Origin of the sequence: Methanolacinia paynteri (assembly GCF_000784355.1) — an archaeon.
GTDB classification, from domain to species: Archaea; Halobacteriota; Methanomicrobia; order Methanomicrobiales; family Methanomicrobiaceae; genus Methanolacinia; species Methanolacinia paynteri.
Map to the genome: position 1 here is coordinate 14,388 of NZ_KN360943.1, position 18,918 is coordinate 33,305.

Below are 18,918 nucleotides of genomic sequence, written 5' to 3' on the forward strand. Positions count from 1 at the left end.
TTTTCATCACCGCCTTTTACGCACAAGCACAGGCACAAACCACGAGAATCGCCGGCAAGTTCTCAAACAGGGTAGTATTTATCGGAGACCCGGTCATATTACCGAGATCAAGAATTCCAATGCGTGACGCAGTCATCCAGTACCGCCAGTAAGTGCGATGATTAGGCCATCCGACTATTTCATAGCCCAATGCCGGCTCAGTGCAATCGGTGATATTTAAGGATTCTGAATAGATGATCTTTTCACTTCCCGGCAGTTGTGTGACGAATCTTACTGACCCGTTCATTGTCAGCCGGGTCAGTTCATTTCCGGATTCATCTGCTTTCCAGATATCTCCCTGATCAGTAAATATGAAACCATCGGCAGCGTCACTCCATTGCACAGACTTATAATTTGAGGAGTAATTGTAATCATACATAGGTACCTCGGTTTCGCCGGCAGGACCTACGATCTGGAGATGATTTTCAGTCGGATGATAAGTTAAATTTGATATATACGCGAATCGATCTGAAGACGGGTTCCAGGCGAATTCCGAAATCCTGTAGGAATTACTTATGTTAACCGGGAAGCGGCTGATCACGGAGCCGTCAATGCCGACATGAACTAAAAGAAACTGCCCTGATCCTCCATTCAGGTCTTCCCCGGAGATGAAAGAAAGACTTTCTCCGTCATCACCCCACCGGATCGTGTCTTCCAGCCCTCCCTTATGAGATTTACACATGCTGTGGGGGTACATATCGAACCCATCCAAATTGGGAAGGGTATAGAGCCGCCTGCTACTGGAATTTTCCACAGAAATAATGTTCAACGTGATATTTTCCTCATTATACAATGTATACGCCAGAAAACGGCCGCCGGGACTCCACGCAGCCCCCCAGGCATCCGAACTGTTTACAAGCAGGTATTCATCGTTCGTATTAACTGAGATAATCCATATTCCTTCATTTGAAGGACGAAAACCACCCGTAGGAGTTCCTGATTTTTCAAGTCCTTTGATTGCTATCGAATCGCCCCCCGGATTCCATAAAGGAACTCCTGAGACGGTGAGATTAGATATTTGATGCTTGCCTGAACCGTCGCTTTTCATAAGGAACAAATGCGGATCATCTTCTGCACATCCCAGACACGAATAGCTACAGCTGCATGGCTCTTTCCATTCCATGCATGAAAGTGCAATCTCAGTCCCGTCAGGACTTCCGGCAGTATAATCGCACGATACCCCGCAGAAGGTTAAATTTGAGATCTCATATGGTGATGATAACTGACGCTGAACGGGAGAGAGGGTAAAGTTGGATTCGGCTACGGCCGGAACCAGAATAAATATTGAAATGAACAATATGGCTACCAGTCCGCGTATATGACCGTTCCTTAGAATCTTAATATTAAACATTTTATCATCTTTTCTTACGACATCCCGTCATTATAAACTGAAATTTTTTTCATATGCTTCATATTTAAAAGGAGAGCCCCTGCTGCTGAGGTACTCCATATAATTGCTCCTTATCTTCGTTTTGTTAAGATCGATATCTTCAGGAAGAGAATACCACCTTTCGATTGTAACCCCGTACAGGGGAGAACTTAAATCATCCACGTCATAATCGTCATATGCAGGTGTAATGACAATTTTTGACGGATAGATCTCCTCATTTTCATACAGAAGACTGATATTGGCCGCATCAAACGCATACCAATTAAATGGCGCAAGACCGCAATACTTGTTTAATGGAACAGTGTTGTAGATTGTACTCGAGGTAATGAGTGTGTTGTCTACAACTCTTCTTGATGAATCTTCGTATATCGGCGAAAAGTAGGGCATCGTAAAACGAGAAAAGTCTACCTGCTGACATTCTTCCCCTGTTTCATGAGGAGGAATATAAATGAGAACCTCAGTTTTTGCCCCGCAATTCGATTCACCAGCGGGCTGATCCCAGGAACAGATGATGTATGTACAGGCGTTCGTTACAACCAGTAGGATAACGACCAGAAGATAAAATACATTCTTTTCCATTTTCATCACTCCCGTTCAAGGACTAAAAAACACGCAATTTTGGATATAATGATGTTATTTTGCCCCGCCGGCATTAACAATAAATCGCTTATTTGTTATACCAATTAATTGTTTTGATTTTATTTTTAATACAATAGCCGGACATTCCCAGCCTGCGACATATAATAAAAAAGAAGAATTTCCGTTGAGGAGATTCATTACTTTTCTTCACCGCCCGGATACTTCTATTATCATATAGAAACAAAATTATTCCAGATGATTCTCGTTGACTGGCAGCTGCAGGACTGGATTAGGAGAGGGTTCATAAAAATCGAACCCTCCGACAATTCTTATATCCAGCCGAATTCGGTGGACATCAGGCTGGGAAACCATTTTGTATGGTACGATGAGTGTGATGAGGTTATCGATCCCTACGACAGGGAGAGCATAGAGTCACATTACCAGGAAAAACATGCAGATTATATCGATATCCCGCCGGGAATGTTCCTTCTCGCCGAAACACTCGAAACAATAACCCTTCCCGAAGATGTCGTCGCAACCATCGAAGGAAAGAGCAGCATCGCAAGACTCGGCATCACCCTCCACCAGACAGGAGGGTGGATCGATGCAGGATTCTCGGGAACCATCACGCTTGAGATCTGCAATGCAAACCAGCGCCCCGTAAGACTTCACGCGGGAATGCCCATAGGACAGCTGGTCTTCTACACGACCGAAAAGGCGGAAAAACCATACGGTGCAAAGGGCGATGCAAAGTACCTTAACCAGAAGAATGCAACCCTTTCGAGATACCACCAGAACAAGCACTGAACGATTATTCGATAGCATAAAGAGAGAACAAAACCAATTTTTTAGGAAAACCGGAGAGAAAAATGCGACTTCTATTGATTCATTCTGATAATATAGAATACAAAGCCCAGAAGAAAACTCCCGTTGCAGAGGAGAACATCATCAAAGAGGATGAGATGCAGGAGGCGCTTACCGCTTTCTGCGCCGTGGAAAAAGCTGATGAGGACGATATTGCCGGTGTCTCATCGAAAACAGCGGCCGATATCCTCGACACCGCAAAACAGCTCGGCGTCACAAACATCATGATCTACCCCTACGCACACCTGTCATCCGATCTTTCCTCGCCTGCAAAGGCGGTCGAGGCCCTTTCGAAGATCGAAGACGAATGCCGTATTAACGGGGAATTTACAGTAAAGAGAGCACCTTTCGGCTGGTATAAGTCATTCACATTATCCTGCAAAGGCCACCCCCTCTCGGAACTCTCGCGCACAATAACGCCCGGCGAAGAGGGAAAAACCGAGAAGAAGACTGTGGAGCACAACTTCTTCGTTCTTACACCTGAAGGCGAGAAGAAGGACTACAAAGATTATGCAGACGATTCGCCTCTCGGAAAGCTGATCAAAAAAGAGACCGGAATGAGCGTAGAGTCGGGAAAAGAGCCGCTTCATGTTGAACTGATGCGCGCAAAGGAGCTCGTCGACTACGAACCCCTTTCAGATGTCGGCCATCACAGGTGGATGCCGAAGGGAAAGATCATAAGAGACCTTCTCTCCGACTATGTCCTCGGTCTTGTCCTCAACTATGGCGGTATGCCCGTCGAGACCCCGGTGATGTACGACCTGGACAACCATGCCATCAACGAACATGCAGGAAAGTTCGGCGAGAGGCAGTACAGGTTCAAGTCGGGCAACAGGAACATGATGCTCAGGTTCGCCGCATGCTTCGGGATGTTCTCGATAATGCACGACATGCATATATCCCCCAACACCCTCCCGATGAAGATGTACGAACTCTCCACGTACTCCTTCAGGCACGAGCAGAAAGGCGAATGCATCGGTTTAAAGAGGCTTCGTGCATTTACCATGCCCGATATGCACTCCATGTGCCTCGACATGAACCAGACGCTCGAGTGCTTCGAAGAGCAGCTGATGATGGGCTGGCAGACGGGAAAAGATCTCGAATACCCGCTTGCGGCTGTATTCAGGTGCACCGAGGACTTCTACAAGGATCATGAAGAATGGGTCAAAAAGATCGTCCGCATGTCCGAAGTTCCGGTTCTCATCGAAACGCTCTCCGACAGGGTCCACTACTGGATAGCCAAGATCGATCTCGCTGCAATCGACGGACAGGGAAGACCGATCGAAAACCCGACGGTCCAGATAGATGTAGAGAGTGCCGAGAGATTCGACATCAAATACTACTCGGTCAAGAATGAAGAGGTCAGACCCCCGATCATCCACTGCTCGCCCACGGGAAGTATAGAGCGTGTGATCTGTGCACTCCTGGAGAACACCGCATCGCAGGAGGTTCCGATGCTTCCGGTATGGCTCTCGCCGACACAGGTAAGAGTCCTTCCGGTCTCCTCGAAACACACTGAATATGCCGGGGAGCTCTGCAATAAGATCAACAGTGCAGGCGTCAGGTGCGACTTCGACGACCGCGAAGAGAGCGTCGGAAAGAAGATCCGTGAAGCAGGAATGGACTGGGTGCCCTATGTAGTAGTCGTAGGAGATTCGGAGATGGAATCCGGAAAACTTCCTGTCACCATAAGGAGCATGTCGAAGCCGAAAGCTCCATATAAGGAAGAGATGACGGCAGAAGAGCTTATATCAAAGGTTAAGGAAGATATTGGCAGCAGGCCGTTCAGGCCGATGTATACATCCAAAAAACTCTCGGCCAAACCCAGATTCATCTGATCTCCCAAAACCACCACTTTTTTTAAGACAATAAGACGAATGACTTAAATCCTTACAGATCGATTTTAGATTGTACTAATGGTGGTATAAATGGCGAATAATATTATTGGAGATGCCTTCGCTTATGCAAAAGAAGGTCTTCTGGGCAACTTTACAAAATGGATCCTGGTTATTGTTCTTGCATTAATCCAGGGGATCACATTATGCATCATTCCGGTCCTCAACGGGTACATCGTAAGGATCTATTCCGGAGAAAAAACACTCCCCGAGGTCGATCGCTGGGGAAAACTGTTCGTTGACGGATGGAAGTACAACATCATAGCAATACTCTACATGATTCCGGCGATTATCGTAGCGGTTGTTCTCGGATTTTTCACTATATTGTCATTTTCAGAGATGACGACGATAATTTTGGATGGGAATATGGCAGGAGTAATTGAACTGGTCACAGGTATAATCACTGTTCTGTTCATCCTCCTGATTGTGCTCATGATACTCTCGCTGTTCCTCATGATGGGACTTGTTCGTTTCGGAAAAACGGGCAAAATCGGCGAAGCCTTCAGCTTTGGTGCAATCAACAAGCAGATCTCAGGCGGTGTCGGATGGCTCGGGTACATCGGATACGTCATCCTTCTCTGGATACTCGGGTTGATTTTAATGCTGATAATCGCGGCAATAAACATCCTGCTTCTCCCACTGGGAATACTTGTCATGCTGCTGATTCTTCCCGCATGGTCCGTATTCGCTGCAAAATACATGACAAACATCTATGACGCAGGCGAATCAGCCTGAAATACTTTTTTTAAACGCCATGAGAGGAAGATGGAGAATTTTACCTGCATTTCTGCTGGCGTTATTCATACTGCTCTTATTCATACAGCCTGTTGTTGCAGCTGAAGAAACGGAAGATGAATTCCAGGACCGGCTTTCCGGGCTCCTTGAAGAGTCGAACAATTCTATAACGGTCTTTTACAGCAACAGCTGCAGCGCCTGCAAAAAAGTAGTGCCCGAGATAATCGAAATTACAAAGGAATACCCGGAAATATCCTTCAATTATTTTGATTTGTACGGTTCTGATGAAAACAGAACTATAATGCTGGCATTCGGGGAAAAATACGGAGTTGAATACCCTGCGTACCCGGTGGTGTTTACAGGTGACAGCACAGTTCTCGAAGGAAAAAGCAAGATTGAACTTTACCTTAGAAAAGTTCTGGAAGCTCATAAAAACGGGCATATCCCTGATGCCGAATATGAATCTTCACTGTGGTCCGCCCGGTCACCGCCATCTGAAGCATCCAACGTAACAGCAACGGACGACAACAGAAAGATCTCGCTGCTGCTGGTAATACTATCCGGGCTTGCCGACGGAATAAATCCGTGCGCCTTATCCGTTCTCGCTCTGCTTCTTGCAACCCTCTCGAGCCTGAATTCAAGAAGAAAGATCCTCCTCGGCGGTCTTGTATACACCTTCGCGGTATTCCTGTTCTATATAATGGCAGGGCTCGGAATCCTGACAATAATAAATTATTCAGGCTTCTCAGGCATTTTTTCGATTGCCGCAGGGATCATTGCGATTATTGCAGGAATAATCACCCTTACCGGAGGCATATGGGAAGGGAATGCGGTATCTCCCGGCATCCCGGTGTCAAAGAGACCTACTATAAAGAAGATAATGGAGAGAGCATCCATCCCTGCCGCGTTCGTACTCGGGATGATGGTGGGACTTTTCGAACTGCCATGTACGGGCGGGATCTACATCGCAATTCTCGGTCTCCTCTCTTCCCAGATGACATTCTACGAAGGCCTTCCGTATCTCCTGGTATACAACCTTATGTTCATAGTCCCGCTGGTCGCAATAATACTTGCAGTAGCTTTCGGGCTTTCACCTGAAAAAGTGGACAGTTGGAGAGATTCGAATAAAAAATTATTAAAGATCGGAATAGGCCTCATTTTGATTGCAATGGGCCTGTATATTCTTGCCGGATATCTGTTCTAAAATAGAAATGACAAGGGATTAAGAGAATAATCCCGCCTGCCTATTCTTCAGCATGCCTCGACTGGTAGATACAGTCCTGGATATCCTCGCCGAGTTTGCCGATTGCATCCGAACGGCATCTCTGGCAATGCCTCATCTGGCGGACAAAGGGAGAGCATTTGTCCTGCATCTCACGCTTTTCTTTTGGTGTCGGCGGGGTCACATCACTGAATTTATACTGCGGTATAACAGGGATCAGGTTGAAGGTGAAGACTCCCATCTCGCCGACTTTCTTTGCAATGTCGACGATATGATGGTCGTTTACTCCCGGGATAAATACCGTATTTATTTTTACGAGGATCTTCTTCGCAACAGCCATCTCGATACCTTTGAGCTGCTGGGACAGGAGTTTTTCAGCACCCTCACGCCCGTGAAGTTTCTTACCCTCCCACTCGACGAATGAATAGATCTTCTCGCCTATTGCCGGGTCCACTGCGTTAAGGGTGACTGTAATATTTCCTACATCGTATTCGATGAGACGGTCGAGATTTTCCGGAAGCAGGAGTCCGTTTGTACTGAGACACTTGATAGGTGTGGGATAATTTTCCTTCAGGAGTCTCAGCGTCTCAAATGTCTCCTCGTTTGCAAGAGGATCGCCGGGACCGGCTATTCCGATGACTTTTATATACGGATACTTGTCGAGGACCTCGCCCACGAGTTTTACCGCTTCCTCGGGCTTCAGGACTTCGCTGCAAACCCCGGGTCTGCTCTCGTTTACGCAATCGAAATTCCTTACACAATAATTGCACTGTATATTGCACTTCGGAGCAACCGGAAGGTGCATTCTCCCGGACTTATGGCATGCCTCCTTGCTGTAGCAGGGATGCTCGTTTATCTTCCTCAACTGTTCGGGGTCATAAGGGATCTCCTTTCCCTCAATAAAAACAGTCGGATATCCGTCATCGCTCATGTCAAAACCAAATAGATGTCTACCTGATTGGTAAAAAACGTAATGAAAGATCTATTACAGTACTAAATACCGGTTATACTCGTCAGTATTATTAGAGCAAAAGTAGATCTTACTCTTATGGCAGATATTCGGATAATAGCAATAATGGTCATTGCCGCAATTCTCACTGTATTTTCAGCGGGGTGTTCCGACAACGGAGCGGGAGAGGCCACCGGAACCGCTACACCCACGGCGGTTCTTACAGCAACAGCGACCAAAATGCCGGCAGGCGGCTCTTCAGGAGAATACTCGATCGACGAAGATCTCCCGTCAGGGATCGATGTCGATATTAGCGCAAGCGTGGTGGATTCGGGAACCCTGCTGATAAAGTACGACCTTAATCTGACCTCGATGGGAACTGCAATGGGCCAGAACGGATGGAAGGTCCTTGCGACTGTATATGCATACAATCCCGATAAAGTGGAAGACGGCTTTACGGTAAATTCGTACAACGATATTATTTCTGCGGGAATTCCCTACAAAACTAATAACATACAGGTATTCCCGAGCAACTTATACCCGGGAAAAGCTGAAGTCTCGACAAATGCGGACAGCGGCATGAGGCTCGATACCAATGACTACTACGTATACGGTGTCGTCCTAAGAGAAGCCTAAACAAAAAATTTTTTTATTTCAACGTGATTTTTCATTATGGATACAAGGATCATTATCATTGCAGCATTACTGGGAGCGGGGATCTTCCTTGCCGGCTGCACCTCCACGCAAAGTTACAATCCTGATACGACTGCTCCTGTTACTGAGACCGCAACACCAACTGCCGCAGTAACTGCAATGCCTACTTACGCTGTGACCGAACCTGTCCGGGTTATCGGGGATGACATTACTTCGATAAAGATCACGGTAGATGCAACGGAAACGGGAACAAATACGCTGAATGTTTTTGTCCATTACGATTCATCGACTCTTCCTTCAACCGGAACCGGATCCGAGCTCATGGCAACGCTTTTTGCATACAATTATGCAGATGTTCCCTATGGTTTCGACCCGAAGACATCGGACGACGTGATCAACGCCGGCATTCCCTACAAGAGGGTTGCAAGCGTGGTCTACCCGAACAACAAAGTGAATGCGGGTGCTGAATTGCCGACGGATTCCGTTCAGGGTTCTTTGAACATAGCGAGACCCTACAACTACGGTGCAATTATCGAGAAGACCGGAACAAGGCAATGATTGATACGGATGGAAAAGAAACAGGAAATGAGAAATCTTATTTTTAAGGGGGGACCTAAATGGTTTTAAAAAAATTATGCGACCTTTCGGCCGGAGAAAAAGGTAAGATCTCGGAAATATCGAGATATAGGAATGAATCGGAATGCATGGGTCTGTATCCCGGGATAATGATCGAGGTTCTGACCAAAGACTCCTCAAAAGGGCCGTGTATCATAAAAACCGAAAGCGGCCGGATGGAAATCGTCATGAAACGGGAGATTGCCTCTCATATGCAGGTGGAAAAAGACTAATCGGCGACCGGTTTTTGTCTGATTACCATAATTTTCTGTTCCGTCATCTCTGCCAGTGCATATGCCGGCCCTTCTCTCCCGAACCCGGACATTTTGACTCCGCCGTAAGGCATTAAATCGACCCTGAATGTCGGAATATCATTGATGATCACCCCGCCTGCCTCGATCTTTTCATATGCATAAAACGCATTCCCGATATCGGAGGTAAACACTCCCGCCTGAAGGCCGTATACTGAATTATTGGCCAGATCCACGGCTTCGCTGAATTTTTCATAAGGAGTGACCGTAACTACCGGTGCAAAGATCTCCGTCGAGTTGATCTCCATCTCAGGTGTCGCATCTGTAATAATTGTGGGTGAGATCGTCTTTCCGTCATATCTCCCGCCGGATATGATCTTTGCACCGCCCGAAATTGCCGCCTGAACCTTCCGCCATGCCTCCCCGGCCGCCTCTTCCGATATCATCGGTCCGACAAATGTATCTGATTTATCCGGGTCTCCGTTTTTCAGCGATTCAAAGGCTGATGATAACCTTTCAAGAAATTCCCGGAAGACAGCATTCTGAACGAATACCCGCTGCACCGATATACAGACCTGTCCGGCATTTGCGCAGGCGCCGGTTGCGATCCTTGATGCGGCATGTTCCAAGTCGGCATCGCTGTGAACTATTGCTGCGGCATTTCCGCCGAGTTCAAGGGAAACTTTCTTTCTTCCGGCGATGCTCTTCAGGTGCCATCCTACACCGGGGCTTCCGGTAAAGCTCAGGAATGCGATTCTTTCATCACGAACCATCTTTTCCGCAAGACGGAACTCGCAGGGGACCACGCTTACAGCTTCGGCTGGATAACCCGCCTCAAGAACAAGTTCGCCGAGCAAAAGCCCGGACACCGGTGTCTTCGAGGCCGGCTTCAGGATAAACGGATTTCCGGCCGCTATTGCAGGGCCGATCTTGTGGCATGCAAGATTGAGGGGATAATTGAACGGAGTTATTGCAAGGACGGTTCCTACCGGGAATCGCCGGGAAAAACAGGTGTAGCCTCTTCCGGCTTCCGTCCGGTCAAGCGGGATGATCTCTCCGGTCTGCCTTACGGCCTCCTCCCCGGAGATCTTTATCGTCTCTATCGAACGGTCGACCTCGGCAGAGGCAAGCGACCTGACTTTTCCTCCTTCGTTAATCAGAATCTCAACAAATTTTTCCCTGTTCTCCCCGATCAGTTCCGCAAGTCTTTCAAGAATCCGCATCTTTTCGTAACCTGCAAGAGCCGATGTTTCCTTAAACGCCTCACTAGAGCCGGCTATAGCTTCTTCGATCTCTTCTTCCCCGCAGAGGCAGATTCGGTCGAAGACATCGCCGGTGTATGGATTTATTACATCGAGATGCCTGTCGCTCCGTTTTCTTTTGCCGCATAATATGAATTCCCGGGCATTCATGATCCATAATCACCGTGATCTATTAAAAATCAATCATTCATGTTTCCGTTTTCCGGCAAAGAACGATTCAATGAAGCCCAGGATATAATATGTAATTACAATGACAGCGGCAAAGACCAGGATAAATGACAGAGTGTCGCCAAGGATGCTGTTGATCATATTTCCCGCAGCCAGGGCCACGAGAACGGAGATGAACAATTTGATGAGCTCGATTCTTTCCTCAAAGAACATTGAATAATAATTGTTTTTCAGGGATTTATCGGTTGGCGGTATCGTTCGGATCTTACTGTTGATCGCAAAATATTCTGATCCCGGATCAAAAGGATACCGGCAACCTGGTTATTAAAAAAAATGCGAAGGGGGATGTGATCATCCTAATTTCGCTGGACAGCAGGCTTTCCGGTTGATGACATCTTCAGTCTCAGGTATTGTGCAAGATAAAACGCTCCTATCAATCCGGCCAGGATCCCGAATGATGCATACAGGCCTGCATATGATCCTACAACCGCAAAGACAGGGACTACAGCCAGGGATGAGCAGAACTGACCGGTGTTCAGGGATACGGACCATCCACCCATTACTTTGCCGACTATGGGCCTCGGAGTAACCGACATCAGCCAGCTCAGGAGCGTGGGTATGATAAGGCCATTTGCCGCACCGATAATTATTACTGCTATTCCCGCCGGGAGCAGCGAACCCGATAAACCCATCATGACAAATCCCAGGCAAAGCAGGATATAAGAGAGTGCAAGAACGGATACCCTGTGCATACTGGCGGTAATTCTCCAGTAAAATATCCCTGCCAGTGCCGAGACAAAACCCATCAGTCCCAGGAAAAGGCCGCTGAGAAGTGCATGATTCGAAAATATTCCTCCGGCCTGTACAGGGCCGGCGGTGTTGATGATATCGGCTATCAGGTACGGCAGTTTTGTCGGCAGTAAAAAGAACATGATCATGCTCAGGAACAAAGTTGCATATACCAGAGCGATTTCAAAAACCGGAGTGGTATATCCTGTTTTCTTCCCGGAAACCTGTACAGGATTCTCAGCTTTTTCAGTGGGTTTACCGGAACCTGCATCGTGGATCTGTTCCGGTTCCCTCAGCGGCTCTCTCATCGTCACAAGGACACCGGCAAGGATCACGATGCCGATGAGGTAGATTAAAAACGACATTCTCCATGAAATTGTGGCGAGTATTCCTCCGCTGGTCTCAAGGATCAGGACGCCTATCCCCATAGAGGCAGCCTGGTACCCGAGGATTTTTGCACGAGCGATTCCCGTATAGTAATCCGTGATAAGAGCACTTGTTGTGACGGTAATCCCGGCGATTCCTATACCGAGGATTACTCTTCCTGCAAGAATTACCGGAAGCGAATTAAGAAAAAATCCAGAAACCCCTGCAAAGGAAAATATAAGCAGGGAGGCGGCAAGTACGGGCAGCCTTCCCTTCCTGTCCGATAAAATTCCGATAAAGAAACCGCTGAACGCGATTGCGAGCGAAGGGAGGGTGATTATCAGGGAGACCATTGCTTCCGAAGCATCGGGGAACGATTCGCTGATTAAGGGGAGCGCAGGAGCGACTGCTGCACCGCCCATGAGGATGAGCATGGACGAAAGAAGAAGAAATGCAGTCGTCCATTTTGAAGGTTTAAACTTTGTTTGCTTGAATATTGAGAGGATATGTGAATTTTGCATCCTTACACGTTAAGATCATTTTGTTAAATAGCTGGTGCTCCCGGAATGAATAGCAACACTTTGAAATATTTTGGGGGAAGGGAGAAGGATCTTTGGATGAGGATTTCATAAAGAGATTCATGGATGGATCATGTTCTCACGCAAAATCCAAAATCATCTCAATGTAAATTATATTCTTATGGCAACCGATGGTGAAACGATAACGATAAGCCATGAAACCCGGATGAAACTTGCCAGACTGCGGAAGGCAGGCCAGTCATATGATTCACTGATTTCGACTATGGCGGATCAGGTGATGGAAACGTCAGAGTATGATGAGGGCTGGGACGTGGAAAAGATTGACAGCGACATAAAAAAAGTCCGGGAGACAAGCACTTTTACACCTTTGAAAGCGATTCAGCGAAATTGATATAAATCTCAAACTTTGAGATCGTCCTGAGTAAAAAGGCGATCAAGTACCTTGACTGGATTAAATATCTGCCTGTACGGATTGAAAATAACAACGATTGGATCAACCGCAAAAAATATTTGATTCGGGGCGACAGATAAAAGAGTACATGCGGACCGTAGAGATATCAGATTCAATATACAATGAAATAATGTCCCGGAGAAAAGGCAGGGAATCAATAAGCAAGACCATAGAGCGGGAACTAAAACCGATCGAAAAATGTGCGGCAGTTAAGGAATTAGAAAAATTAATGAAAGAACCACGTTATAAACTTTCAGATGTAGAAAAAGAATTAGGCATTTAACAAGACTTGATCCAATTGTGATACTCTTTTTCAGTCATTATCTTTAGAACTATTGCATGTCTGTCTGGTTTTGTTCCTTCAATCACATAAATCGCGACATGGTTATAAGGGATGTGTAAACGCCAGTAACCCTTGCAGTTTCCTTTCAATTCGTGTTTGTTACATGAGTTTATATTTACAAATAAATATTCTTCAAGGCACATTTTAAGCTTAATAATAACGTTTTTGCTGATTGATGGGTTTTTCTTAAGATATACCTTTACACTACGATTAATTTCAATCATATTACCCCTTGAATAATTATATAGAGGCACTACAATAATTTTCTATTGGATAATTGAGAATTTCGCCCGTATTAACGGATCACCATGATCTATACTTTTTCGTGCTTTCTCCTTACCCCATGCCAGGAAGGGTCATTCTCCCCTGTGACCAGATCATCTTTCGGCTTGCCTTTGTTTGTGAACCGGGGTATGTCAGCACTTTCAAAACTTCTAAGATGGGACAAAGGCTAAACCCCCACTAAATTTAAACAGAATTCTTAAACTCGTAATGTGTGCAGGATGAAAGTAAGCATAATTAACGAGATTCCATTAATACAGAATAGTTTTATGATTTCATGAATTCAAAGCATTCAATATGGGAAAAAAAATAAATTTAGCTCTCAATCTCATTCCTTTATGCACTTTTTTAGTCATTGTATTTTTCAGTATTGGTATAGTTCTAAATGAAATATGTGGTTTTAATAAAAATAATCTGGATCTTGCAATATTATCCGGGATTGCGGCTTTAGTAATAGTAGTTATTATTTTTGTGCTTATGTTGTTTCAAAAAGAAGAATCACAATATTGGATTTATTTTAATAAAAAATCATCAAGAAAATATGTTTTTGCAGATTTATTAATAATTTTTTTATTATTGATTCTTATGATTATTTTTATTAGTGATATTTATCTGGAAATCCCTACTCTTATTATTTCATTAATTTTTGCATATCTCTTTTTTTATATTACCTTCATTAGGAGTATGGATAGTGATGATTTACAAAATCAAAAAACTATTTCTCAGAATGAAGAAACAATAAAGTTTCAGAATCAAATCATTGATCTACAAAAAAATTTAATCAACCGGCAATATCAGGTTATAGATTTACAAAGTGAGGTTATAGATTTAAAAAGTAAAGGCAAACTTTAGAATCAACCAGATCCAAATGATAACACACCAAGTGAACATACAGACTCAGAAAATTAACACCTGTTATCAGGAATAAAAATAATATATACTGATTATTCATCTCTTTTTACAAGTTTAGCTTCATCAATTCTTCTGGCAAGTAAACTTGCAAATATTAAATATTGGGCTGCCTTTTCTCTATTCAAATCATGTGCTAAAGAATGGGCTTTTGGATTACGGATACCTGTATAAGCTCCTTGGTAGATCTGCATGAATCCTTTTTGGTCTGACTTTCCAGACTCTGTGGTAATATCGCTTAAAAGTAAATACGGGTCTTTAAGCGCAAACACTTTTCCAATAAGTTTAGAACCTTCATCCTCAGAACCTTCAGCCTTAATACCTGTTATTTTGCGAATGTAATCAAATAAACCAGTAATTGAGTCTGAAACTGCATTACGGTAATATCCACTTTGATATAATGCTAAAGAAGACTGAATAATAACTGGATGTAAATAATTTATAAAATCATCTTTATCTGTATCCTTATCTTTTTGAAGTTTTTTATCTAATTGCTCTTCAACTCGAGAAATATCAGTTAATAAAATTTCTTCATAATCATTTTCTGTCCTAAATTTAGCATGTCGTGAAAGATTACCCAAATTTATTTGTATATTGTTTTCTGAAAGAATAGAGGTCAATTTTATGAGATCTTTGTTAATATATCCATGTATTGTATTCTCTGATTTTAAATCTCCAGATCTCAATTTTTTATAAGCATCAAATGACTTTTCACGAATGTCCCTAAGCACACTGTACAATTCAATATATTGGTCGATCATTTCTTTATCAGATTTTATTAATTATCATCTTTTAAAACCCTATTGAGACTATTCACCTCTTAGTTTATTCATAATCAAAAATAAGGCTTAAACCAATTCCCAAGTGTAATCCGCCTTTGTTAACCTCTTTTCAAACCACATTTTACAACTTTGGAACCTGCTTTTTATGGTCTATTATAGCCTAAATTCACAGGTTAAATTATGTGTATAAATACACATTCATACACATAGGAGAAAAGAGAAATGGGAAAGAGAGAAAAACTGAAAATAAAGCCAATTCAGGATTTACGAAAAAAAGGATATTACAATCAGCCCGATAAATTTTGATTCTATTAGGAATGGCAGCTTAAACATACCAAAATTCGTAGATAACACCCTTAATGAACTCAGAACAAAAAAAGAACACCCTCAATTTTAAAAAAAATAAAAAAAACGATGGGCCCGTTGAGATTCGAACTCAAGATCTTCGCCGTGTAAAGGCGACGTCATAACCAGCTAGACCACGAGCCCCTTGCAGGTTCTGCCCAATAAATTAGGTTTTACGATATATTAAGATGTTGGATTTTCATTTCGAAAATGATATTATTCGGGTTTTCAGTCATTCGTTTTTCAGCATATCTGCGGCTTTTTTTATCTTCTCCAGGGTCTCTTCTGAAACGGCGGGATATGAATCGTGAAGGGAGATCAGTTTCGAGGCGATGATATCGGAAACGATCGTCCTTGCAACCCATTTGTAATCGGCAGGAATGATATACCACGGAGCGGTCTTTGTGCTCGTATTATTCAGCATATCCTCGTAGGCTTTGATGTAATTATCCCAGAACTTTCTCTCCGCAATATCCGAGGGCGATATCTTCCAGTATTTGCTCTCGTTTTCAAAACGGGCAATAAGGCGTTCCTTCTGCTTCTCTTTGGATATATGGAGGAAAAATTTCAGGACGACCATTCCGCTGTTCGAAAGGCGCCTTTCGTACGAATTTATATCCTCATATCTCATGTTCCAGAATTCATCGTCAAACTCTTTCTGTGGAAGATGGCGTGTTTCAAGTATTTCCGGGTGGACTTTTGTGATCAGGACCTCCTCGTAATAAGAGCGGTTGAAGATGCCGATCTCTCCTCTTTTCGGAAGCTTGAGGTTGCACCTCCAGAAATAATCATGATCCAGCTCCTCTTTCGACGGAACACCGAAACTGCTCACCCTGCAGCCCTGTGGATTTACGCCTGACATTACATGCTTGATGAGGCTGTCTTTGCCGGCCGTATCCATCCCCTGTATAATTACAAGGAGGGAGTAGGTGTTATTCGCCCACAAAAGAGACTGCCCGCGTGCCAGGTCTTCGCGGTTTTTTTCAAGAATATCCTTAGCCTTGTCTTTGACCGCATCCTTCTGGAAGTACGCTATCTCTTCATTCACTTTCCATCCGGTATCGTAATCTTTAAGCGTAACTTTCCGGCCTTTTTCGATCCTGAATTTTTCAATAATTTTTTCTGACAGCACAGACTTCTCCCCGTTGAATATCAAATATGCAGGCACAATATTTCACTTTTTTTAAGAGGACATGATAGTTGAAACAATTTTATAATTCAATAGATACAATTTTTATTATCCTATTATAAAAACGCGGTGATTAATTTTTGAAAAATTTGCTAATTATCTGTAAAAATCCGGAATTACAGAATATTATTAAAAAAATTATTGAGAGATCCGGGGAGATCATCGAACCCGATCATTGTACATCCATTGAAGAAGCAAGAAACAGGATATTTCAGGAAGACTACAGGCTTATCATCTCCGGGTTTACAATTCCTGAGATTGGCGGACCCGGATTTATTAAAGAGTTCCAGGACTCCGGGAAGGACGCCCCGTTTATCTTCCTTACAGAACTTGAAAAAAGAGAAACGGATACGGACGTAACTCAGGCTGATCCGGACTATATTTTTATCAACGACAAAAATCCCGCAGAAACCGTGGAAAAACTGGAAAAAATAATCCCTGAGATCCTGATGCACAGGAAAAAAAATCCTGACAAAAATCTTAACGAAGCAAGATACAAATCACTGGTTGAATCGATGGACGATTCAATCTATATGGTCGACGGGGAATGCCGCTATCTCTTCATGAATAAAAAGCATCTTGAAAGGATCGGAAGATCGGCCGAATTGTTCAAAGCAAGGAGCTACAACGATTTTCATACAGATGAAGAGACAGGGAATTTTTCCGGGAATGTCCGCCGCCTTTTCTCCACAGGAGAAAAGATCGAAGAAAAATATGAAAAGAACGGGAAGAAATACCTGAGAACATTCACCCCCGTGAGGGATATCAATGACGAAAGGATCATCGCCGCCAGCATTACCTCAAGCGAGATCTGTGATGATGCAGATATTTCCGAAAAGGATATTTCGTCATATATCGTCGACGGCGACGGCAGGTATCTCTCGATCAACAGGCACCACATGGAGGTCCTCGGGATAAGCTGCGAAGATCTGTTCATCGGAAGAAATTACGAGGAATTTCATCCCGAGGGCAAAACCGAGAAGTTCTCCTCGATGATCGGGGAGGTTTTCAATACCGGAGAGACCCTGAGGGACGAGTATGAATCGGGTAAATCGCATTTTACAAGAAGGTTCTGCCCGGTTAAGGATATACTGACCGGTGAAGTCGTAGCAGTGACCATAGTTTCCACAAATATAACAGAACAGAAACTGACTGAAAAGAGCCTGATAGAGGCAAATAAAAAACTGAACCTTTTAAACAGCATCACCAGGCACGATATCCTCAACCAGATGACCATTCTTTTGGGATACCTCGATCTATCAGCAACGGGCTGCCAGGATGAAACTCTGAAAGTTTACCTCGAAAAAGAAAGAAAGGCTGCTGACACCATTTATCACCAGATTTTATTTACAAGGGATTACCAGGATGTCGGTGTCAACACTCCGGCATGGCAGGACGTCTCCGCCCTGATTGCAGATACATCAAAGATGCTGAGGCATGGCGATATTGAGATCGAAAACCGCTGCGGAGATCTGAAAATCTTTGCTGATCCTCTACTCGAAAAAGTATTCTACAATCTTACAGACAATTCAATCCGGCACGGGGGCAGCATCTCAAAGATCACCTTTTGCTTCGAAAAAATACCCCACGGGATCAAACTGATCTGCGAGGACGACGGCAGGGGCATTCCTGATGAAGACAAAGAGAGGATCTTCAGGCAGGGGTTCGGTAAAAACACCGGCCTCGGACTTTTTTTAATCAGGGAAATCCTTTCGATAACAGGACTCGAAATACACGAGACAGGCTGTTACGGGGAAGGGGCGAAGTTCGAAATAACGATCCCCGACATGATGTATTCTGAGTGCCGAACAAGGCACCGGAATCCGGATCTTTAAACCTTATTATATACGGGCGAACTAATTTTAATCAGCAGACAAAATAAGGCAACAGGGAAGACCAGGCCCGGATTTGGTACAGGAGGCAAAAAATACGCTGATAATAATCATAATTTCAGTCCTGCTGGCATTTTTCTTTACCTTTACCAACGGCTTTCAGGATGCAAGCGCTATTGCAGCGACGTTTATCGCTTCCAAATCCGCCAGCCCAAGGAAGGGGATCATCTTCGTGGCATTTTTCGCCTTCCTGGGAGCGATGCTCGGCGGAACGGCGGTCGCGTTTACCATCTCGGAACTTTTCACCATAGATTCGGGGATGACAACGGTATACGTTATGACGGTCGGTATCCTGAGTGCAACCGCCTGGAATCTTATAACATGGAAGTTCGGTCTCCCTTCATCCTCGACACACGCACTTATCGGAGGGCTTACCGGATCGGCGGTAGCCGCAGCCGGAATAGGAAG

The 18,918-nt window shown here is 44.3% G+C and carries 21 protein-coding genes and 1 tRNA gene; 12 read left to right on the forward strand and 10 right to left on the reverse strand.

The window, feature by feature from the left end; all coding sequences use genetic code 11:
- Positions 1 to 16: 16 nt before the first annotated feature.
- Genes METPAY_RS12920 through METPAY_RS15040 form a run of 3 tightly spaced genes read right to left on the reverse strand, consistent with a single transcriptional unit; the run spans position 17 to position 2,206 of the window.
- Positions 17 to 1,390: a TolB family protein gene (locus METPAY_RS12920; RefSeq protein WP_157199089.1), complete on the reverse strand. Its 1,374-nt coding sequence runs from the start codon at positions 1,388 to 1,390 to the stop codon at positions 17 to 19.
- Between the two features lie 30 nt (positions 1,391 to 1,420).
- Positions 1,421 to 2,008 (reverse strand): hypothetical protein, encoded by a 588-nt coding sequence (locus tag METPAY_RS12925; RefSeq protein WP_048152988.1) that lies wholly within the window; start codon positions 2,006 to 2,008, stop codon positions 1,421 to 1,423.
- Positions 2,009 to 2,062: 54 nt separating this feature from the next.
- A complete protein-coding gene (locus METPAY_RS15040; protein WP_157199090.1) occupies positions 2,063 to 2,206 on the reverse strand; it encodes a hypothetical protein in 144 nt (47 codons plus the stop codon).
- Between the two features lie 57 nt (positions 2,207 to 2,263).
- Between METPAY_RS15040 and dcd the strand changes: the two genes are divergently transcribed.
- The 4 genes from dcd (at position 2,264) to METPAY_RS12945 (ending at position 6,706) form a co-directional block, all read left to right on the forward strand.
- Positions 2,264 to 2,815, forward strand: a complete 552-nt coding sequence (gene dcd / locus METPAY_RS12930; RefSeq protein ID WP_048152989.1) for a dCTP deaminase — start codon at positions 2,264 to 2,266, stop codon at positions 2,813 to 2,815.
- Between the two features lie 62 nt (positions 2,816 to 2,877).
- A complete protein-coding gene (locus tag METPAY_RS12935; RefSeq protein WP_048152990.1) occupies positions 2,878 to 4,710 on the forward strand; it encodes a threonine--tRNA ligase in 1,833 nt (610 codons plus the stop codon).
- Positions 4,711 to 4,800: 90 nt separating this feature from the next.
- A complete protein-coding gene (locus METPAY_RS12940; RefSeq protein WP_048152991.1) occupies positions 4,801 to 5,502 on the forward strand; it encodes a DUF4013 domain-containing protein in 702 nt (233 codons plus the stop codon).
- 19 nt (positions 5,503 to 5,521) lie between these two features.
- Positions 5,522 to 6,706 carry a cytochrome c biogenesis protein CcdA gene (locus METPAY_RS12945; RefSeq protein ID WP_048152992.1) on the forward strand — a complete coding sequence of 395 codons (1,185 nt, stop codon included), beginning with the start codon at positions 5,522 to 5,524 and terminating at the stop codon, positions 6,704 to 6,706.
- Between the two features lie 40 nt (positions 6,707 to 6,746).
- Here METPAY_RS12945 and nifB read toward each other — a convergent pair whose 3' ends face one another.
- Positions 6,747 to 7,655, reverse strand: a complete 909-nt coding sequence (nifB, locus tag METPAY_RS12950) for a nitrogenase cofactor biosynthesis protein NifB (RefSeq protein WP_048152993.1) — start codon at positions 7,653 to 7,655, stop codon at positions 6,747 to 6,749.
- Between the two features lie 117 nt (positions 7,656 to 7,772).
- On the opposite strand from nifB, the gene METPAY_RS12955 reads away from it, so the two are divergent.
- From METPAY_RS12955 to METPAY_RS12965, 3 genes are read left to right on the forward strand one after another with little or no spacing between them, the layout of a single operon-like run.
- Positions 7,773 to 8,309, forward strand: coding sequence for a hypothetical protein (locus METPAY_RS12955; RefSeq protein ID WP_157199091.1), 537 nt, complete (start codon positions 7,773 to 7,775; stop codon positions 8,307 to 8,309).
- Between the two features lie 36 nt (positions 8,310 to 8,345).
- Entirely contained in the window at positions 8,346 to 8,885 is a 540-nt protein-coding gene (locus tag METPAY_RS12960) for a hypothetical protein (protein WP_157199092.1), read from the forward strand.
- A 59-nt stretch (positions 8,886 to 8,944) separates the two neighbouring features.
- On the forward strand, positions 8,945 to 9,175 hold the full coding sequence (locus tag METPAY_RS12965) for a FeoA family protein (RefSeq protein ID WP_048152996.1): 231 nt from the start codon (positions 8,945 to 8,947) through the stop codon (positions 9,173 to 9,175).
- Here the strand turns inward: METPAY_RS12965 and METPAY_RS12970 are convergent.
- The 3 genes from METPAY_RS12970 to METPAY_RS12980 all read right to left on the reverse strand — a co-directional run bounded on the left by METPAY_RS12970 (position 9,172) and on the right by METPAY_RS12980 (position 12,299).
- Positions 9,172 to 10,605 (reverse strand): aldehyde dehydrogenase family protein, encoded by a 1,434-nt coding sequence (locus tag METPAY_RS12970; protein ID WP_048152997.1) that lies wholly within the window; start codon positions 10,603 to 10,605, stop codon positions 9,172 to 9,174. The two genes, METPAY_RS12965 and METPAY_RS12970, sit on opposite strands and share 4 nt — an antisense overlap.
- Positions 10,606 to 10,638: 33 nt before the next feature.
- Positions 10,639 to 10,836 (reverse strand): hypothetical protein, encoded by a 198-nt coding sequence (locus tag METPAY_RS12975; RefSeq protein WP_013329882.1) that lies wholly within the window; start codon positions 10,834 to 10,836, stop codon positions 10,639 to 10,641.
- Positions 10,837 to 10,979: 143 nt separating this feature from the next.
- Positions 10,980 to 12,299: an MFS transporter gene (locus tag METPAY_RS12980; RefSeq protein WP_048152998.1), complete on the reverse strand. Its 1,320-nt coding sequence runs from the start codon at positions 12,297 to 12,299 to the stop codon at positions 10,980 to 10,982.
- Between the two features lie 178 nt (positions 12,300 to 12,477).
- Between METPAY_RS12980 and METPAY_RS12985 the strand changes: the two genes are divergently transcribed.
- From METPAY_RS12985 to METPAY_RS13000, 3 genes are all read left to right on the forward strand, one after another.
- Complete coding sequence (locus METPAY_RS12985) at positions 12,478 to 12,708, forward strand: hypothetical protein (protein ID WP_157199093.1); 231 nt, start codon at positions 12,478 to 12,480, stop codon at positions 12,706 to 12,708.
- 148 nt (positions 12,709 to 12,856) lie between these two features.
- The gene (locus tag METPAY_RS12990) at positions 12,857 to 13,051 is read left to right on the forward strand and encodes a hypothetical protein (RefSeq protein ID WP_013329885.1); all 195 of its coding nucleotides are present in this window, start codon (positions 12,857 to 12,859) and stop codon (positions 13,049 to 13,051) included.
- Between the two features lie 639 nt (positions 13,052 to 13,690).
- Positions 13,691 to 14,245: a hypothetical protein gene (locus tag METPAY_RS13000; protein ID WP_048153001.1), complete on the forward strand. Its 555-nt coding sequence runs from the start codon at positions 13,691 to 13,693 to the stop codon at positions 14,243 to 14,245.
- Between the two features lie 92 nt (positions 14,246 to 14,337).
- Here METPAY_RS13000 and METPAY_RS13005 read toward each other — a convergent pair whose 3' ends face one another.
- The 3 genes from METPAY_RS13005 to METPAY_RS13015 all read right to left on the reverse strand — a co-directional run bounded on the left by METPAY_RS13005 (position 14,338) and on the right by METPAY_RS13015 (position 16,597).
- Positions 14,338 to 15,063: a TIGR02391 family protein gene (locus METPAY_RS13005; protein ID WP_048153002.1), complete on the reverse strand. Its 726-nt coding sequence runs from the start codon at positions 15,061 to 15,063 to the stop codon at positions 14,338 to 14,340.
- A 436-nt stretch (positions 15,064 to 15,499) separates the two neighbouring features.
- Positions 15,500 to 15,573: transfer RNA gene (locus METPAY_RS13010), tRNA-Val, on the reverse strand.
- Between the two features lie 88 nt (positions 15,574 to 15,661).
- Positions 15,662 to 16,597 (reverse strand): PPK2 family polyphosphate kinase, encoded by a 936-nt coding sequence (locus tag METPAY_RS13015; protein WP_245611648.1) that lies wholly within the window; start codon positions 16,595 to 16,597, stop codon positions 15,662 to 15,664.
- A gap of 101 nt (positions 16,598 to 16,698) precedes the next feature.
- Here METPAY_RS13015 and METPAY_RS14475 point away from each other — a divergent pair, with 101 nt between their 5' ends.
- Both METPAY_RS14475 and METPAY_RS15575 read left to right on the forward strand, forming a co-directional pair.
- Entirely contained in the window at positions 16,699 to 18,453 is a 1,755-nt protein-coding gene (locus tag METPAY_RS14475; RefSeq protein ID WP_084600897.1) for a PAS domain-containing protein, read from the forward strand.
- Between the two features lie 73 nt (positions 18,454 to 18,526).
- A partial coding sequence (locus tag METPAY_RS15575; protein ID WP_048153126.1) for an inorganic phosphate transporter occupies positions 18,527 to 18,918 on the forward strand: 392 nt, incomplete at its 3' end.

Coding starts and splice junctions, on each gene's coding strand:
- METPAY_RS12920 (WP_157199089.1), bottom strand. CDS start 1,390: ATGTTTAATATTAAGATTCTAAGGAACGGTCATATACGCGGACTGGTA.
- METPAY_RS12925 (WP_048152988.1), bottom strand. CDS start 2,008: ATGGAAAAGAATGTATTTTATCTTCTGGTCGTTATCCTACTGGTTGTA.
- METPAY_RS15040 (WP_157199090.1), bottom strand. CDS start 2,206: ATGAATCTCCTCAACGGAAATTCTTCTTTTTTATTATATGTCGCAGGC.
- dcd (WP_048152989.1), top strand. CDS start 2,264: ATGATTCTCGTTGACTGGCAGCTGCAGGACTGGATTAGGAGAGGGTTC.
- METPAY_RS12935 (WP_048152990.1), top strand. CDS start 2,878: ATGCGACTTCTATTGATTCATTCTGATAATATAGAATACAAAGCCCAG.
- METPAY_RS12940 (WP_048152991.1), top strand. CDS start 4,801: ATGGCGAATAATATTATTGGAGATGCCTTCGCTTATGCAAAAGAAGGT.
- METPAY_RS12945 (WP_048152992.1), top strand. CDS start 5,522: ATGAGAGGAAGATGGAGAATTTTACCTGCATTTCTGCTGGCGTTATTC.
- nifB (WP_048152993.1), bottom strand. CDS start 7,655: ATGAGCGATGACGGATATCCGACTGTTTTTATTGAGGGAAAGGAGATC.
- METPAY_RS12955 (WP_157199091.1), top strand. CDS start 7,773: ATGGCAGATATTCGGATAATAGCAATAATGGTCATTGCCGCAATTCTC.
- METPAY_RS12960 (WP_157199092.1), top strand. CDS start 8,346: ATGGATACAAGGATCATTATCATTGCAGCATTACTGGGAGCGGGGATC.
- METPAY_RS12965 (WP_048152996.1), top strand. CDS start 8,945: ATGGTTTTAAAAAAATTATGCGACCTTTCGGCCGGAGAAAAAGGTAAG.
- METPAY_RS12970 (WP_048152997.1), bottom strand. CDS start 10,605: ATGAATGCCCGGGAATTCATATTATGCGGCAAAAGAAAACGGAGCGAC.
- METPAY_RS12975 (WP_013329882.1), bottom strand. CDS start 10,836: ATGTTCTTTGAGGAAAGAATCGAGCTCATCAAATTGTTCATCTCCGTT.
- METPAY_RS12980 (WP_048152998.1), bottom strand. CDS start 12,299: ATGCAAAATTCACATATCCTCTCAATATTCAAGCAAACAAAGTTTAAA.
- METPAY_RS12985 (WP_157199093.1), top strand. CDS start 12,478: ATGGCAACCGATGGTGAAACGATAACGATAAGCCATGAAACCCGGATG.
- METPAY_RS12990 (WP_013329885.1), top strand. CDS start 12,857: ATGCGGACCGTAGAGATATCAGATTCAATATACAATGAAATAATGTCC.
- METPAY_RS13000 (WP_048153001.1), top strand. CDS start 13,691: ATGGGAAAAAAAATAAATTTAGCTCTCAATCTCATTCCTTTATGCACT.
- METPAY_RS13005 (WP_048153002.1), bottom strand. CDS start 15,063: ATGATCGACCAATATATTGAATTGTACAGTGTGCTTAGGGACATTCGT.